The organism is Marinobacterium sp. xm-d-579 (assembly GCF_013282935.1).
In the GTDB taxonomy this organism is placed as follows: Bacteria; Pseudomonadota; Gammaproteobacteria; order Pseudomonadales; family Balneatricaceae; genus Marinobacterium_E.
On sequence record NZ_WBYP01000002.1, the window covers coordinates 586051 to 601312 of the forward strand.

The following is a 15262-nucleotide window of genomic DNA, read 5'->3' on the forward strand; positions in this document are numbered from 1 at the left end:
GATTGTATAGATGAACGAACAGAAACTGAAACGCTTAGTTAACCTTGCAGATGCTCGCTTAGGAGCCAAAGCGACCTTTGTTACCGATGACTGGTTTGCCGAAGTGAACCGCATGCTAAATCCTGAACCCCCTGTCTGGAAAGAGGGTGTTTACGATGATGCTGGTAAGTGGATGGATGGCTGGGAGTCACGCCGCAAGCGTTTTGAAGGCTATGACTACGCCATTATTCGTCTTGGCGCACCGGGCATGATTCAAGCCATAGAGATCAACACAAACTTCTTTACCGGAAACTTTCCTCCGTCAGCTTCTGTGGATGTCTGTTACTCGCCAGATCAGGATCCAGATGATAAAACTAAGTGGTACACACTGCTTCCATCGGTCGATCTTCAGGGCGATAGCGAACACCTATTTGAAGTGAACAACGATCAGCCTTGGTCTCACGTTCGCCTAAACATCTACCCAGACGGTGGCATTGCGCGTTTCCGAGTCTATGGACGTCCGTTTATCGACTGGGATTCGGTCGACAACTCACAAAGCATCGATCTAGTCTCGGCACTGAATGGCGGTTGTGCCCTATCCTGTAGTGATGAGCATTTCGGGAAAATGGGCAACCTAACCAATCCTGGCCGTGGCGTTAATATGGGTGATGGCTGGGAGACAGCACGCCGCCGCTCACCAGGCTATGACTGGGTCATTCTGGCATTAGGTAGTCCAGGGGTTGCAGAGGAGATCGAGATCGATACTGCTCACTTTAAAGGCAACTTCCCTGACAGCTGTGACATTCAAGCGGCCTATGTTCGTGGCGGTTCACCTGAACAGATCGCCACTCAGAGCCTATTTTGGAAAACACTCTTACCTAACCAGAAGCTAAGCGCCGACTCGATTCACAAATTTTCTGTAGATCCTGAGTTTGGACCGATTACTCACGTTAAGCTCAACATCCACCCAGATGGTGGTGTGTCGCGCTTAAGAGTCTTTGGTAAACCAACCCTTTAATAGGAGTGAATGATGAGATCTCTGACCATTGAACCGTTAACAAAAGAGGCTTTTGAACCTTTTGGCCAAGTAATCGAGACGGAAGGCTCTGATCACTTTCCTATTAACAATGGCTCAACTCAGCGGTTTCATCAATTGGCAACGGTTGAACTGAATCGCCAAGAGGACCAAGCCATTATCAGTATCTTCAAGGCAGATACCTTAAGTTACCCGCTCGAAATCAAGATGCTTGAGCGCCACCCTCAGGGGAGTCAAGCCTTCATCCCGATGGAGCGCCAACGCTTTCTGATCGTCGTCGCGCCACCTGCAGATCAGCCTAACCCAAACGATATTCGCGCTTTTATTAGCAACGGGCGTCAGGGTCTGAACTACGGTAAAGGGGTGTGGCATCACCCTATCCTAGCGCTAGAGAACGGCAGTGATTTTCTGATCGTTGACCGCAAAGGCGAAGGTAATAACTGCGACGAACACTTTTTTGCTGACGGAGAGATCACTCTTCTTGATGCAGATATCAATCATTTAAACGCTTAGAGGTCGATATGGATCCGCACTACACAGAATGGCTCAACCTACTGGTCCGCTGGATACACATGATCGTTGGTATCGCGTGGATTGGTGCCTCTTTCTACTTTGTCTGGTTGGAGAACAACCTAAACCGTAAGAGTCCTAGAGAGGGTCTATCGGGCGATCTATGGGCCATCCACGGTGGTGGTATCTACCATCTAGAGAAGTACAAACTTGCCCCGCCACAGATGCCGGAAAACCTACACTGGTTTAAATGGGAAGCGTACACCACCTTCCTCTCTGGTTTTACCTTGTTGGCAGTTGTCTACTACCTAAATGCCGAACTCTACCTACTCGCCCCTGGCTCAGGCCTAACTGCATGGGAAGGCATTGCGATCAGTATCGCGTCACTGATCGCAGGTTGGTTTATTTATGATTTCTTGTGTGAATCACCCTTAGGTAAACAACCGGCACTGCTTGGATTGGTTCTACTGATGCTGCTGATTATTGCGGCCTGGGCCTTTACTCAGGTGTTCAGTGGTCGTGCTGCCTACATTCACATCGGCGCCATTACCGGCACCATGATGGTGGGTAACGTATTCCGCGTCATCATGCCGGGACAGCGTGATCTGGTTGCAGCAATTAAAGAGGGTCGCGAACCTGATCCAAAACAGCCCGCTCGTGCCCTGCTTCGCTCTCGCCACAACAACTACCTGACGCTGCCAGTGCTGTTCATTATGATCAGCAACCACTACCCAAGCACCTATGGCCATGAGTGGAACTGGGCCATTCTATTTGCGATTGCGTTGTTGAGTGTCGGTGTTCGCCACTACTTCAATACCCGCCACGAGAGTCAAAAATTTGCATGGACACTCCCCTTCGCGGCTCTGGGTATGATCTGCCTTGCTTATGTGACGCACCCTAATCGAGGTATGGAAGCTACCCTAAGCAGTAACAACGTCACCCTGGCGCAAGCGACTCAGATCGTCTATGAGCGCTGCACTAGCTGTCACGCTAAGAACCCAACCAGTGAGATGTTCACTGCTCCCCCTGCCGGTGTCATTCTGGAGACAGAAGAGGATGTTCTAATGAGCGCTGCACGCATTCATGCACAGTCTGTCGCGACTCAGGCGATGCCTTTAGGCAACCTAACGGGCATGCTACCGGAAGAGCGCGTCATGCTCGGGCAGTGGTTTAGCTCTTTAGAGAAATAGTTGAGTAATGGGGTCAGACCGAAGGTCAGACCCCAATCGCCTCATCTTCGATAAGGCTCCAACAAAAGCATCCTGTTGGAGCAGTCTTGCAAAGGCCGCGATTCTCTGAAAAAAATCGCCTCATCTTCGATAAGGCTCCAACAAAAGCATCCTGTTGGAGCGGTCTTGCAAAGGCCGCGATACTCATCCATCCAATCACATTCGCTTCGGCTTCGCCTAGATTCTACAATAGGGACACCAACCTTATAGAGGCTCCCAGCTGTGAACCGTCGAATTGCCACTCTGATTGCGACTGCACGACCCAACTTCTTAATCCTTACCTTCGTCTGTGTATTGTTAGGCATCGCAACGGCGAGCCAGGTCACATCCATAAATCTTGGATTAGCTGCACTAGTTCTTATCACTGCGCTATTGGCTCACATAAGCGTCAACATGCTCAATGAGTACCATGACTACTGCTCAGGCTTAGACTTAACCACTGATCGAACCCCCTTCAGTGGCGGCAGTGGTGCGCTTCCCAGCCATCCTGAGTCTGCTAAAGAGGTTAAAAGTGTCGCATTAACACTGCTTTCACTGTGCACGCTGTCTGGGCTCTATTTAATGCAACAGAACCTTGCTCTGTTAATGCCTTTGGGGATTTTGGGTCTCTTTATTGTTTTAACCTACACCCCGGTACTGAACAGACACCCAATCGCTTGCCTAATCTCTGCGGGAATTGGCTTTGGGCCGATCATGGTTTTGGGTACCCACATTAGCCTGACCGGCGGTCTGGCAGAGCAGGCTGTGCTGGCGTCCATCATTCCATTCTGTCTAGTGAACAATTTACTGCTATTGAATCAATACCCGGATATCGATGCAGACAGTGCCTCAGGCCGATACCACCTGCTCATCGCTTATGGACGCCATACCGGCGCCAAGGTATACACCCTATTTAACTCGGTTATGATCGCTGGGATGGTACTGCTTATTCAGACAATGGGAACAGATCTATTTGGGCTACTAGTTGGTGTGGTTGTTTCAACCGCCGCGATCAGGCTCTCTATTTTGGTTTTAAACAATGCCGCTAATCAGACGAAATTCAATCAATTGATGGGCCCTAATGTTGCGCTCACACTGGCTACACCCACGATCTTATCGATTCTTATAATGTGGAATTAAGGCAAAAAAAATGGGGCCAAAGGCCCCAAAGATCACTGCGAAAACGGTTAAATCATTCACAAGAAGAGAGTGATAAATCACGCTCTGGAAAGATGTAAGTATCATAGCACCATTATTACCAAAAACAATAACCTAATCACAAAATGCCATATAAAATTTTGGCACAAAAAAACCCGGCACAATAACCGGGTTTTTGTAAGGAATATGATTAGTTCAACGGAGGAACTGCATCAATCCAATGTTTTTCAGCGTAGTCACGCTGCTCTACACCCTTACGTGCTTGGTAGTGAGCACGAGCAGCAAGATCCATTGCTTTCTGGAATTCACCAGCAGCAATCGCCTCTTTAGACTCTTTCAAGTACTTTTTAGTATCACGCCAAGCAAAGCCTGCTTCTTGTGACTCTTTGTACTTAGCCTTAGCAGCATCGAATAGTGCTTGAGCATTTTCAGCGTTAGCTGGTTTCGATGCCAAAGCTTCTTCGATTGTCTGTGTGCTGTACTTCTTGCCGTTCCATTCAAACGTGCCGTTAGCACCTTGAAGGGCACGAGCTGCATCAAATGCTTCACTGAAGCTTTGAGCAGAAGCCATAGAGCTCAGTGTAAGTGCAGCAACAGCTGCGATCGAAATGATCTTTTTCATCTGTTTGCCCCTTACTTACGTGCGCCAGGACCGTTAACGATGAGACCGTTAGACATGTAAGTCTGGAAGTACTCAAGGTTACGGAAAGTTTCGCTTTGTGGCTTCAAGTACTCTGAACGAGAGTCACGGTGACAGCCTTCGTAACGACGGTGTAGTGTACCGATGTTACCCCATTTAGAACGTACTACAGGGAAGTGTGTAGTGTGACCTAGCGCTGGGCTTGGAAGGTCGGCACGAACCAAACGGTTAGTACCAGTCAAATGACAGTCAGCACATGATAGGTTCAACTGACCACGCTTAGAGTAGAAGAACTTTTTACCATCTAGGTAAGCCGCTTTCGCCTCATCGTTTGGAATCTCAATTGCAAACTCGTTACCGCGTGAAGTGTAGGCCATGTATGCAGAGATCTCTGCAATAGCGCCCTTCTTCCAGCCTAGTGGTTTCTCACCGTTTGTCATACGACACTCGTTGATCGCCATCTCTAGAGTTACAACTGTTTTACGCTCGTCGTTCCAGTATGGGAAGTTTTGACGAATGCCAATACCACCGTTCTCGAAACAGTCAGCGTAACCTTTACCGTTTGCGAAAGGCGTATTGAATAGCTCTTCACCCTTTTCGAGGTCTAGCTCGTAAGGAGGGAACTCTTCAATCTCTTCCCACTGCGCACGAGACGCAGCGTCAACAGCATAGATACCGTTTACGTACTCACTCATTGGAGTGTCTGGGAAACGGTTTTTCATATATTCTTGCAGTGCAATGCGGTCAGCTTCTGGATCGACAGTTGCGACAGTAGCTCCCGTAGTTGCTGCCATTGCCATTTGGCTAGCAGCTGCAACACTCAAACCAAGTAGTGTGCTTTTTATTATATTCATGCGTCCTCCGTAAGCAGAGATCAATTACTTGATCTTTGCAGATTCGGTGCCAGTTGCGCCTGTGTTTTCAGACCAAGCAACAGATAGTTCTTCACCCTTAGCGCCACCTTCGAAAGTGAATGCTAGGTATGGGTTTTTAGAGATAGCTGTGTTTAGGTTCGCTTCAAACACGACTTTGCCGCCGTGAGAAACAGACACAGTATCCAGGAATTTAGCTGGGATAAGATTGCCATCTTTACCCTTCTGAAGACCTGTATCCATGTTGTGTTTAGCCATCATTTTAACGGTAGTTTTACCGCCACGTGCGCTAGCTTTAACTCGAAAAATCTTAGCCATTATACTTCTCCTAATCTAAACCGCTTATTAACCGCCACAGCCACCGATAGTGACTTTAACTTCTTTGGTAGCGCTGTAAGTCTTGCCACCAGCCTTAACAACTGCAGTTACGTTAGTTGTTTTACCCATGCGTACACGAGTAGACACGTCTGCAGCAGTACCAGCAGGGATACCGAACTCAGCCGCTAGAGGCGTTGGGTTCTGCTCTACAAAGATAGCCATTGATTCAACGTTAGCCAGCTTAGATTCAACTGATACAGGTACAACTGCACCGTTCTCAGCGATATCTGGAGCTTTCAACATTACGTCAGCACTTGCTTCTGCAGCGCTTCCGTATAGTGCGTTTAGCGCATCAGCTTGTGATTTTGCGTTAAATGCATCTTTATTCCATGCAGCAACTGCCACGCGTGGCATCATTGCACCTAGACCGATTAGCGCACCGCTTGCAGCGATCGCTTTTACAACTGTACGACGATTCATGCTCATTTTACTCCACCTAAATCGAGTCTAATTAGTACTGATAAATGTATTCTACGACTGCGTCGATTTCATCTTCTGTCAAAATATTATGCTTACCCATTGGTGGCATGATAGACAGAGGATTCTTCGCAGTAGCATCCCAAATTTGAGCACGAAGCTCAGCTTTATTTGGGTAGCGCGCTTTCATAGCAATAATCATAGGACCCTGGTTACCAGCTTGGTTGGTAATAGGATCTTGAATGTTGTGACAAGCAACACAGTTACCACGTGACTTACCGTGGTAGATTGCTTGGCCTTCTTTGATCATCGCTTCGCTATGTGAACCCGCGACTGCAGAACCGGTGAATGCTACACCTGCAACTGCTAGGGCTGAGATCAACTTTCGCATGGTCACTCCTTCAGTGATCGTGCACTTTCGTGCTTGTTATTATAAAAAACAGGGCGGCGTTAACCGCCCCGCCATCCGTCAATTATTGACTAGATTCTGCCATGTAGGCAACCGCATTAGCGACAGCTTCGTCAGATAGGTCCATACGACCACCTTTCGCTGGCATAATGCCGTTATCACCCTGGTAGCCATTGATCGCGTGGTCTACTAGGACATCCATACCTTGTGCGATACGTGCTTCCCATGCAGCCTGATCACCTAGCTTAGGTGCGCCTGCGATACCCATACCGTGACATGCGGCACAAGCACCTTCGTAAGTCGCCTTACCCTCTTTAGCAGCAGCTGATAGCTCAGCAGGCTTAGCTGAGTGAGACTCCTCTTCAACTTCAACACCCAGTGCTTTTAGACGCTCTTTCTCTTTCGCTTGCTCAAGAGCGTGTTGCTCTTCGTGAGAAGCGGCAGGACCGTCAGCACCTTCAACGAAGTGACCGACTGGGGTTACACCACCGATAGTACCGGTGATCATGATCGCATTAGGATCTTTACAGTCAGACATACAACGCGTGTTCTTAACATCAGGACGCGGATCTACGAAGAAATTCTCTTCGTTTGGCATCTTGATGTCAGCAAGGTTTTCATTTGTTAGTACGAAGTCATCTTCTACGATCTCGTTCATGTACAGAATGTACGCAGAGATTGCGTATGTCTCATTCGGAGTCAATGAACGTGGAGCCGTAAATGGCATCGCACGGTAGATGTAATCGTAAAGAGTCGAAGCGAAAGGCCAGTAAGAGCCTACAGTTTTAGTAGGACGGTCCTGAGCAAGAGTACCCTGACCACCTACAAGCACTGGCCAACGGCCTTCACCTTCACCAAATAGACCGTGACACACAGCACATTTAGCTTCGTAAAGACCTTCACCGTCTTCTACCGAACCTTCACCTACTGGAAGACCCATACCGTCAGGACGTACATCGATGTCCCAACCAGCGATCTCTTCAGCAGTCGCGGTACGACCGAAGCCGAATGATTCACCCGCGTTTACAGAACCAGCAACTAGTGAGCCGGCAACTGCAGCAGCAACTAGGGTTGGCTTAAGAGAGTTGAACATTCGAAACCTCCCCAGTGTTAGCAACTTTCCAAGTATGGATAGCGTTCTTGTGGTAGATAGACTCAACACCACGAACTTCACGAAGCTGCTTAAGTGTTGGCTGTACGTAACCTGTCTCATCGATCGCACGCGCTTGTAGCAACCATGGCTGACCATCCCACTTAGTCACAAGACTGAAGCGAGTCAGAGCTTTTTCAAGAACTAGACCTTTCAGGTTAGCTGGCGTCCAAGAGACACCGCCGTCGAACGAGATATCTACCTGTTTGATCTTACCACGACCAGACCATGCAAGACCTTCGATCTCGATCATGCCTGGGCTAAGGATTGGTTTTTCAGGACATGGGCTAGTGATAACCGAGTTAGTTTCCTGAACGAATGTAAAGCGACGCGCACGGCCATCAGCCATGAGGTCTGTGTACTTAGACGTCTCTTCACGGTGGTGCCAAGGCTTATCACCGACTTCAAGACGACGAAGCCATTTAATAGAGGTATTACCTTCCCAACCTGGGTTAAGAAGACGAACTGGGTAACCCTGTTCTGGACGAAGCATCTCACCGTTCTGTGCGTAAACAATCAGAGCATCATCAAGACACTTCTCGATTGGGATAGAACGAGACATGTGCGCACCGTCAGCACCTTCAGCAAGTACCCACTTACCTTCTGGTTTAACGCCCGCTTCTTCAAGAAGAACGCGTAGAGGAACACCTGTCCACTCACAGCAGCTTAGCATGCCGTGTGTAAACTGAAGCGCTTCCATCTGCGCACCACGCCACTCCATACCACCGTTCGCTGGACACTCAAGGAACTTGATGTGCGACTCAGATGGGAAGCGCATTAGATCTTCCATAGTGAAGATCAGTGGGCGCTCAACAAGGCCGTGGATGATTAGACGGTGCTCTTCAGGATTAATTGTTGGAACACCACCGTGGTAGCGCTCGAACACAAGTCCGTTTGGCGTAATGATACCTTTCAGCTCGTGAAGAGGTGTCATTGAGATTGAAGAGATAGACTCAGCTGTCAACCAAGGTACGGTACGACGAACAACATCACTTTCGAATTTCGAAGGGTTGCCGTACGGGTATTCAATAACACCGTGACCTAGCTGCTTACCCCAAGTTGGCTCATTTGGTGGCAAGTTGTTTGAGTTAAGTAGAGCATCAGATGCCGTTGCAGTGCCTGCGACACTAGCAGCAGCAACACCGCCTACAGCAGCGATACCCTTGCGGAGAAAATCACGACGATCGTTAGTAGAGAGTCCTTCTGACTCGCTCGCAAGCTGGGACATTAGCTCACGTGTCGTCGGCCCTTTGATGATTTTGGCCATCAATTGCCTCCCGGCTGTTTGTGAATTATCAAAATTAGTTCTAGCGGAAAGAATTCTACGTTCCCAATCACCATATATGCAAATTAATTATAGCTATATAAAGCTTTTAGCTATAACGAATCGATATAAGTCGGTTTAGTGACAATAAAATGACAGCCAAACCCACGGAACTACAAGGATTAACCTACCACACAGGAAACTTATGACCATCAATAAGCTATCGGCATTAGCCTAAAGGACTAGTGCGGTGCAACATAATAAAAATCGGGATTTTAGAAGATTTGCAGCCTTTTACAGGGAGGTGATTTCTATCTTTTCGACCACTTGAACGGCCGACTGTTTGTCAACTGTATCGGCGTGTGATGTAGTCAATTTTAGAATGGTTGACTCATCCTCAATACCGTGAGCATATCCGGTTTTGAGGGATTTAAAATCAAACAGTTGCTCATCGGCCAGATGCGACGGAACGACATTGCACATCGCCCTGAACATAGACTCAATACGACCCGGAAACTGCTTATCCCACTGATTCAACATCTCTTTAATGGATGCACGCTGCAGATTCTCTTGCGAGCCACACAAGTTGCAAGGAATGATCGGGAAGCCCTTTATCTCAGCGTACTCGGCAATATCCTTTTCACGCGAGTAGCTCAGCGGGCGTATCACCATATTTTTTCCATCATCTGAGACCAGCTTGGGCGGCATCCCCTTCAGCTTACCGCCATGGAACATGTTTAAGAACAGCGTCTCAATAATGTCATCACGGTGATGTCCTAGCGCTATCTTGTTGGCACCGATCTCATCTGCAAAGCCATACAGCGTGCCGCGGCGCAGACGCGAGCAGAGACCACAGGTGGTCTTGCCCTCAGGAATAACCGACTTAACCACCGAGTAGGTATCTTTCTCGATGATGTGGTACTCAATATCTAAAGAGTCGAGGTAGGCTGGAAGAATGTGTTCAGGGTATCCCGGCTGTTTCTGATCCATGTTGACGGCAACCAGATCAAAGTGGATCGGCGCACTTTTCTGTAGGTTGATCAGAATATCGAGAAGCGTGTAGGAGTCTTTACCACCGGACAGACAGACCATCACCTTATCGCCCTGCTCGATCATGTTGAAGGCCTCTATCGCCTGTCCCATTTCACGTCTGAGTCGCTTATGCAGCTTATTGAAGCGAAGCTTCTGCTTGCGATTGAGCTCATCTTGCTGGGTGTCGTCTTTCATGGTCTATCCGATCTAAATAATGTTTTGCCTAGTTAAATGGCGGCGCAAGTATAACGAAAAGGCAACAAAGCGACAGCCCCTACTGATCGCCTAACGCATCGAGCCAACCTATTTCACTGGCAGTCGCGGGCCCTATGTGAGCAAAACTCAAATCGGAGGGTAATACAGCCACTCCGGGCACAAGCGGAATCCTACCCCCCATCACCTCAGCTCGAGATTGAGGATAGAGCGGCACTTGAACAGGGTCGGCAAATCCATCCGGCCAAACCGGCTCAGCGGTTTCGGGATCATAACGATCCAAAGCCCCCAAAGTATGCAGCGCCTCATGGACCGCTACAAAGTGATTCAAGCCCTGAAAACGATCTGACGCGAAACCATTTACCAGCCCGATCCTACCCTTTTGCAAACCCAAGGAGTGTTTCATGGTGCTATTAAGCGTTGGTGAATAGTAGTTCATGAAGACACGAATAGTATTGTCATCCGCATCAAACTGATCATTCCCAGCCACCCACAAGCGCATTCGCAAACCCCACCATAGAGAGTCCAAAATACTCGCAGATTCTGGCGCTTCAGGCGGAAGTGACGTGACCACAGGATAGAGCTCGACCGACAAAGGCTTTTCAAGGGGAAGACCGTAGCGCCTAGACTCATCAGAGAAGAACTGCTCGATGTCGTTAAAATCGTCATCAGATAGCGTTGCAAGGTACTCTGCTGTTGCGATCGTTTGATCCGCATTCACAGGATAGATTCGCAGTGAGACCGGCTCTTGCCAATCGGGCGTTATCGACTCACTCTGCAAGCGATTGAGCCACAACACGAGCGCCAGCAACATCAGCGCAATATAGGAGATTGTCCGCCAACTCCACATCAGACAGCGACCTCAAGCGCCAGCCATGCGATGACAAAGTAGCGTATCGACTTTCCGATCAGTATAAACAGAAAACTGCTTAGCGGATTTAGGCGCAACCAACCAGCCATTAGACAGAGCGGATCTCCCACTACAGGTAACCAAGCCAGCAGCAGTATCACAGCACCGTATTTCCCTATCAAGCGTTTCGCTCTTTGATGCTGTGGCTTGTCCAACAGTGTCAGAGGGTATTTCAGAGCGATTAACCACCCCATAAAGAAGGAGAGCATCGATCCGGCCAAATTACCGACAATCGCAGTCAAAAGAAGTGGGTAGAAGTTCGCAGGGTTTTCAGCAACGTACCATGCCAACAATAGCTCGGAACCACCGGGCAAAAGCGTTGAAGAGATAAATGCAGCGAGCAGTAACTCCCAAGCCATTCAACCCTACTCCATTGCTGCCTGAACGCAGCGTAATACGCCCAAACTGTAGACGTTAGAGAAGTGCTCAAAAACGGGTTTGAGTGACGCGCCATGTATACTTGAGCTTTCCAAAATCTGCTGCTCAATTTGACTGATCTCTGATAGAGGCAGTTCAACCACGTCCGTTAACGCGAGATCACCCAAAGCGATCCAGTGCGCCAGAATATTGAACACCTGCTGTTCGGATAGATGAACCTGCCTAGCCACTTGATCGGTGGTCATGCCAGCACGATAGAGCTGTAGCACCTCCTCCTTCTGGTAATCCACCTCTTTCTCGCGTTCATTGGAGAGCGACTCGTTAATAACCTCTAGGAAGGCATCGCCGTAGAGTTCCAGTTTACGATCACCAATCCCAGATATACGACGCATCTGAATCAGCGAGGTTGGTTTGCGCTCCACCATCTCCATCAAGGTAGCATCATGGAAGATGACATAAGGTGGCACATTTTGTTCGTCAGAGAGCTGTTTACGACAGGCTCGGAGACCTTCCCAGAGTTTAAAGTCCTGATCATCCAGCTGCATCTCTGGTTTACGAGAGCGCCCACTGGCCATCGATGTGCGCAACTTGCGTTTATCTTTGCGTAACTGGATCTCCGTCTCGCCTTTCAGCAACGGACGGCATTTCTCAGCTAAGGAGAGCGAACCATGCTCTGCAGATACTTGTACCAACCCTTGAGCCACCAGCTGTCGAAACACTGATCGCCAGGTGTTTTTATCGATCTCTTTACCAATACCCCAAACCGAGAGCTTATCGAGACCGCGATCACGCGAACGATCCGAATGTTCCGCATGTAAAATTTCGATAATCGCATTAACGCCAAACTGCTGACCGGAACGATAAATAGCCGACAGCGCTTTCCGAGCCGCCTCTGTACCATCCCATACCTCGGGGGGTTCTAGGCAGTTGTCACAGTTACCACAGGGCTGGTGCTCTGTCTCACCAAAATAGGAGAGCAACACCTGACGTCGACAACTGGTGATCTCACACAGCCCCAACATCGCCTCAAGCTTTTGTCGCTCTATACGCTTCTGCTCATCAGGCGCCTGCCCTGATTCCAACATCTGCCTTTGAAAGATCACATCCTGAAGGCCATAAACCATCCAAGCGTTGGCCGGCTCACCGTCTCGACCGGCACGACCGGTCTCTTGATAGTAGGCCTCTACCGATTTCGGTAGATCCAGATGAGCCACGAAACGAACATTGGGCTTATCGATCCCCATACCAAAAGCGATCGTCGCGACCATAATCACCCCCTCCTCCGTCAGGAATCGGTGCTGATGATGCTCACGCAGTTGTGCATTCAATCCGGCATGGTAAGGCAGTGCATTAAAACCCTTTTCAGATAGCCAAGCGGCAGTATCTTCCACACGCTTGCGGGACATGCAGTAGACCACACCGGCATCCTGGGCATGCTCGGTGCGAATAAAGTTGAGAAGCTGCTCCCTTGCACGATCCTTCTGCATGATGCGATAGCGAATATTGGGACGATCGAACCCCTTAATAAAGACACGACCGGTCTGAAGTTGCAGTTTATCAATGATCTCCTGCTGAGTTCGAGCATCCGCCGTGGCGGTCAGCGCCACCCGAGGCACATTAGGGAAACGTTCCGCTAGAGAACCTAATTGAAGATACTCAGGTCTAAAGTCATGCCCCCATTGCGAGACACAGTGCGCTTCATCAATCGCAAACAGAGCAAGTTGTGATTGCTGCAACAGTGACAGGGTTCTTGGTTGAAGAAGGCGCTCGGGTGCGACATAAAGCAGATCCAGCTCACCATTTAACAGCGCCTGCTCTGTGGCCTGTAACTGGTTAAAATCGATGGCCGAATTGAGACAACCTGCGCGTATACCTAACTGTGACAGCGCACTGACTTGATCTTGCATCAAAGCGATCAGCGGCGACACCACCACCCCAACACCCGATCTGACAAGAGCGGGTAGCTGATAACAGAGGGATTTACCTCCGCCAGTCGGCATAATCACGAGTGCATCCTGCCCCTCTAACAGGGTCTCTACGACGGACTGCTGCGGATCACGAAACTCATTAAAACCGAAGGTGTGTAACAGTTGATGGCGGGCTTGTTCAATCATGCGCTCATTATCGGATATGCCGTGGATTAAGTCACTCAAACATAGGCACTTAATCGAGATCGGGGTACAATTAAAGGATTCAATCTATGGAAAACAGTAATGAATCAAAGTGTAGCTCTAATTAGCGAAGACGAACTGGATCAACTAGAGAACTTTTTAGACTCTGAAGCGGTGGCAGAGACCGCTCTTGATCTAGTCGGTGCACACGGGCTTTTATGCGCTCTTAATATCGCACCTGAAAAAGTCGACGAGTCGACGTGGATGACGCTTATCTTCGACGAGAAGCCTAACTGGAGTAGCGCAGAGCAACAGGCAGAAATAGAGAACCTGTTGAGAAAATTGAACTCTACCATCGCCAACGATCTCTACAGCGATCAGGAAATCTACCTGCCTTGTGATCTCAGCCTTGAAACTGACGAAGAGGATGAGATTCCTGAGATCACACTCTGGGCTGAAGCCTTTATGGAAGGCGTTTTCAGCAATGAAGAGGCCTGGTTCAGTGATGACGAAGAGTCGGTGGCCGGCCTTCTACTACCGATTATGGTCGCATCCGATCTATTCGATGAAGGTGAAGTAAAAGATATTCGTAAAGATCGCGCGTTAAGCGAAGAGATGTGTGAACAGATCCCAGAAATCCTGATCGATCTCTACCTACAGTTTAACGCACCAGAGAAGTAGACCTCTCTTCAAAGGATTCAGTTAGGCCTGCTCGTACAACTCTAACGGCAGGTCATCCGGATCAGCAAAAAAGAGAAAACGCTTGCCGGTATAAGGGTCAACCCTTACCGGCTCATGCCCTACCCCATTGTCAGCCAACCATTCGACCCACACCTCAATATCGCTTACGGCGAAGGCCAAATGGCGCAACCCCTGAGCTTCAGGGTAACTCAAACGTTGCGGAGCTCCGGGCATTGAGAAGAGTTCAACCTGGCCACCATCCGGTAGCGCTAGATCAAGCTTGTAAGAGTCACGCTCAGCTCGATAATTCTCATCCAATACCGTCAATCCAAGAAGTTCTGTGTAGAACTGCTTGGATCGTTGGTAGTCACTGCAGATAATCGCCGCGTGATGAATCGAGTTGAGCTTAGGCTGCTTCATTAATAGCTGACACGAACGGTATTGCCAGAGCGCAACACACGAACCTTATCGCCCGGTCTGAAGAAGAGATTGTTCTGCACACCCTGGACGATGGAGATGCGACCCCCCTTATCCATTAACAACTGAATCTCTTGCCCTTGAGTTTGTGAGCTGTTCTCTTGGATTTTAGAACCAGCAATACCGCCGGCTACTGCACCCAAGACCGTCGCAATAGATGATCCTTTACCGCCACCAATGGTTGAGCCTGCAATACCACCGACAATAGCACCAGCACCCACACCAACAGGATTGTTAGGATCACCATTAATGATCACCGGTGTCACCTGCTCGACAGTCGCGAACTCAACCGTCTGAACCTGGCGTGCATCGGCAGCGGTGTAGGCTGTTCCTTGCAGGTTCTGCTGCATACAACCAGTTAATGCAACTGCGGCCACTGCACCAATCAACACTCTATTCATTCGCATAACAGACTCCCAATCGTTATTGATAGATTAAG

The 15262-nt window shown here is 49.0% G+C and carries 18 protein-coding genes; 5 read left to right on the forward strand and 13 right to left on the reverse strand.

Features of this window, described 5'->3' with window-relative positions:
• Positions 1-10: 10 nt before the first annotated feature.
• The 4 genes from alc (at position 11) to XMD579_RS06455 (ending at position 3873) form a co-directional block, all read left to right on the forward strand.
• Positions 11-997: an allantoicase gene (gene alc, locus XMD579_RS06440; protein ID WP_173481081.1), complete on the forward strand. Its 987-nt coding sequence runs from the start codon at positions 11-13 to the stop codon at positions 995-997.
• Between the two features lie 12 nt (positions 998-1009).
• Entirely contained in the window at positions 1010-1528 is a 519-nt protein-coding gene (locus tag XMD579_RS06445; RefSeq protein ID WP_173483639.1) for an ureidoglycolate lyase, read from the forward strand.
• A gap of 8 nt (positions 1529-1536) precedes the next feature.
• Positions 1537-2715, forward strand: coding sequence for a urate hydroxylase PuuD (locus XMD579_RS06450; protein ID WP_173506102.1), 1179 nt, complete (start codon positions 1537-1539; stop codon positions 2713-2715).
• 261 nt (positions 2716-2976) lie between these two features.
• Positions 2977-3873: a prenyltransferase gene (locus tag XMD579_RS06455; RefSeq protein ID WP_173506103.1), complete on the forward strand. Its 897-nt coding sequence runs from the start codon at positions 2977-2979 to the stop codon at positions 3871-3873.
• Positions 3874-4081: 208 nt separating this feature from the next.
• Here the strand turns inward: XMD579_RS06455 and XMD579_RS06460 are convergent, their stop codons facing one another.
• The 11 genes from XMD579_RS06460 to recQ form a co-directional block, all read right to left on the reverse strand.
• A complete protein-coding gene (locus XMD579_RS06460; protein ID WP_173481085.1) occupies positions 4082-4513 on the reverse strand; it encodes a hypothetical protein in 432 nt (143 codons plus the stop codon).
• 11 nt (positions 4514-4524) lie between these two features.
• Positions 4525-5385, reverse strand: a complete 861-nt coding sequence (soxA, locus tag XMD579_RS06465; RefSeq protein ID WP_173481086.1) for a sulfur oxidation c-type cytochrome SoxA — start codon at positions 5383-5385, stop codon at positions 4525-4527.
• A 24-nt stretch (positions 5386-5409) separates the two neighbouring features.
• On the reverse strand, positions 5410-5721 hold the full coding sequence (gene soxZ, locus XMD579_RS06470; RefSeq protein WP_173481087.1) for a thiosulfate oxidation carrier complex protein SoxZ: 312 nt from the start codon (positions 5719-5721) through the stop codon (positions 5410-5412).
• 27 nt (positions 5722-5748) lie between these two features.
• Complete coding sequence (soxY, locus tag XMD579_RS06475) at positions 5749-6201, reverse strand: thiosulfate oxidation carrier protein SoxY (RefSeq protein WP_254442920.1); 453 nt, start codon at positions 6199-6201, stop codon at positions 5749-5751.
• Positions 6202-6232: 31 nt separating this feature from the next.
• Entirely contained in the window at positions 6233-6589 is a 357-nt protein-coding gene (gene soxX / locus XMD579_RS06480) for a sulfur oxidation c-type cytochrome SoxX (RefSeq protein ID WP_173481089.1), read from the reverse strand.
• Positions 6590-6671: 82 nt separating this feature from the next.
• Positions 6672-7700, reverse strand: a complete 1029-nt coding sequence (locus XMD579_RS06485) for a c-type cytochrome (protein ID WP_173481090.1) — start codon at positions 7698-7700, stop codon at positions 6672-6674.
• Positions 7684-9024 (reverse strand): sulfite dehydrogenase, encoded by a 1341-nt coding sequence (soxC, locus tag XMD579_RS06490; protein ID WP_173481091.1) that lies wholly within the window; start codon positions 9022-9024, stop codon positions 7684-7686. Before soxC ends, XMD579_RS06485 begins: the two co-directional genes overlap by 17 nt.
• Before the next feature lie 291 nt (positions 9025-9315).
• Positions 9316-10248 carry a tRNA 2-thiocytidine(32) synthetase TtcA gene (gene ttcA, locus XMD579_RS06495; protein WP_173481092.1) on the reverse strand — a complete coding sequence of 311 codons (933 nt, stop codon included), beginning with the start codon at positions 10246-10248 and terminating at the stop codon, positions 9316-9318.
• A 79-nt stretch (positions 10249-10327) separates the two neighbouring features.
• On the reverse strand, positions 10328-11116 hold the full coding sequence (locus tag XMD579_RS06500; protein ID WP_173481093.1) for a hypothetical protein: 789 nt from the start codon (positions 11114-11116) through the stop codon (positions 10328-10330).
• The gene (locus XMD579_RS06505; RefSeq protein WP_173495460.1) at positions 11116-11535 is read right to left on the reverse strand and encodes a YqaA family protein; all 420 of its coding nucleotides are present in this window, start codon (positions 11533-11535) and stop codon (positions 11116-11118) included. Before XMD579_RS06505 ends, XMD579_RS06500 begins: the two co-directional genes overlap by 1 nt.
• 6 nt (positions 11536-11541) lie before the next feature.
• The gene (gene recQ, locus XMD579_RS06510; RefSeq protein ID WP_173483518.1) at positions 11542-13668 is read right to left on the reverse strand and encodes a DNA helicase RecQ; all 2127 of its coding nucleotides are present in this window, start codon (positions 13666-13668) and stop codon (positions 11542-11544) included.
• A 99-nt stretch (positions 13669-13767) separates the two neighbouring features.
• On the opposite strand from recQ, the gene XMD579_RS06515 reads away from it, so the two are divergent.
• Positions 13768-14346 carry a YecA family protein gene (locus XMD579_RS06515; protein ID WP_173481095.1) on the forward strand — a complete coding sequence of 193 codons (579 nt, stop codon included), beginning with the start codon at positions 13768-13770 and terminating at the stop codon, positions 14344-14346.
• Between the two features lie 21 nt (positions 14347-14367).
• Here the strand turns inward: XMD579_RS06515 and XMD579_RS06520 are convergent, their stop codons facing one another.
• Both XMD579_RS06520 and XMD579_RS06525 read right to left on the reverse strand, forming a co-directional pair.
• Positions 14368-14766, reverse strand: coding sequence for a VOC family protein (locus XMD579_RS06520; RefSeq protein ID WP_173481096.1), 399 nt, complete (start codon positions 14764-14766; stop codon positions 14368-14370).
• Entirely contained in the window at positions 14766-15230 is a 465-nt protein-coding gene (locus XMD579_RS06525) for a glycine zipper 2TM domain-containing protein (RefSeq protein WP_173506104.1), read from the reverse strand. Before XMD579_RS06525 ends, XMD579_RS06520 begins: the two co-directional genes overlap by 1 nt.
• Positions 15231-15262 lie beyond the last annotated feature (32 nt).

Coding starts and splice junctions, on each gene's coding strand:
- XMD579_RS06500 (WP_173481093.1), bottom strand. CDS start 11,116: ATGTGGAGTTGGCGGACAATCTCCTATATTGCGCTGATGTTGCTGGCG.
- soxA (WP_173481086.1), bottom strand. CDS start 5,385: ATGAATATAATAAAAAGCACACTACTTGGTTTGAGTGTTGCAGCTGCT.
- soxX (WP_173481089.1), bottom strand. CDS start 6,589: ATGCGAAAGTTGATCTCAGCCCTAGCAGTTGCAGGTGTAGCATTCACC.
- XMD579_RS06460 (WP_173481085.1), bottom strand. CDS start 4,513: ATGAAAAAGATCATTTCGATCGCAGCTGTTGCTGCACTTACACTGAGC.
- XMD579_RS06520 (WP_173481096.1), bottom strand. CDS start 14,766: ATGAAGCAGCCTAAGCTCAACTCGATTCATCACGCGGCGATTATCTGC.
- XMD579_RS06525 (WP_173506104.1), bottom strand. CDS start 15,230: ATGCGAATGAATAGAGTGTTGATTGGTGCAGTGGCCGCAGTTGCATTA.
- soxY (WP_254442920.1), bottom strand. CDS start 6,201: ATGAATCGTCGTACAGTTGTAAAAGCGATCGCTGCAAGCGGTGCGCTA.
- ttcA (WP_173481092.1), bottom strand. CDS start 10,248: ATGAAAGACGACACCCAGCAAGATGAGCTCAATCGCAAGCAGAAGCTT.
- alc (WP_173481081.1), top strand. CDS start 11: ATGAACGAACAGAAACTGAAACGCTTAGTTAACCTTGCAGATGCTCGC.
- recQ (WP_173483518.1), bottom strand. CDS start 13,668: ATGATTGAACAAGCCCGCCATCAACTGTTACACACCTTCGGTTTTAAT.
- XMD579_RS06445 (WP_173483639.1), top strand. CDS start 1,010: ATGAGATCTCTGACCATTGAACCGTTAACAAAAGAGGCTTTTGAACCT.
- XMD579_RS06485 (WP_173481090.1), bottom strand. CDS start 7,700: ATGTTCAACTCTCTTAAGCCAACCCTAGTTGCTGCTGCAGTTGCCGGC.
- soxZ (WP_173481087.1), bottom strand. CDS start 5,721: ATGGCTAAGATTTTTCGAGTTAAAGCTAGCGCACGTGGCGGTAAAACT.
- XMD579_RS06515 (WP_173481095.1), top strand. CDS start 13,768: ATGAATCAAAGTGTAGCTCTAATTAGCGAAGACGAACTGGATCAACTA.
- XMD579_RS06505 (WP_173495460.1), bottom strand. CDS start 11,535: ATGGCTTGGGAGTTACTGCTCGCTGCATTTATCTCTTCAACGCTTTTG.
- soxC (WP_173481091.1), bottom strand. CDS start 9,024: ATGGCCAAAATCATCAAAGGGCCGACGACACGTGAGCTAATGTCCCAG.
- XMD579_RS06450 (WP_173506102.1), top strand. CDS start 1,537: ATGGATCCGCACTACACAGAATGGCTCAACCTACTGGTCCGCTGGATA.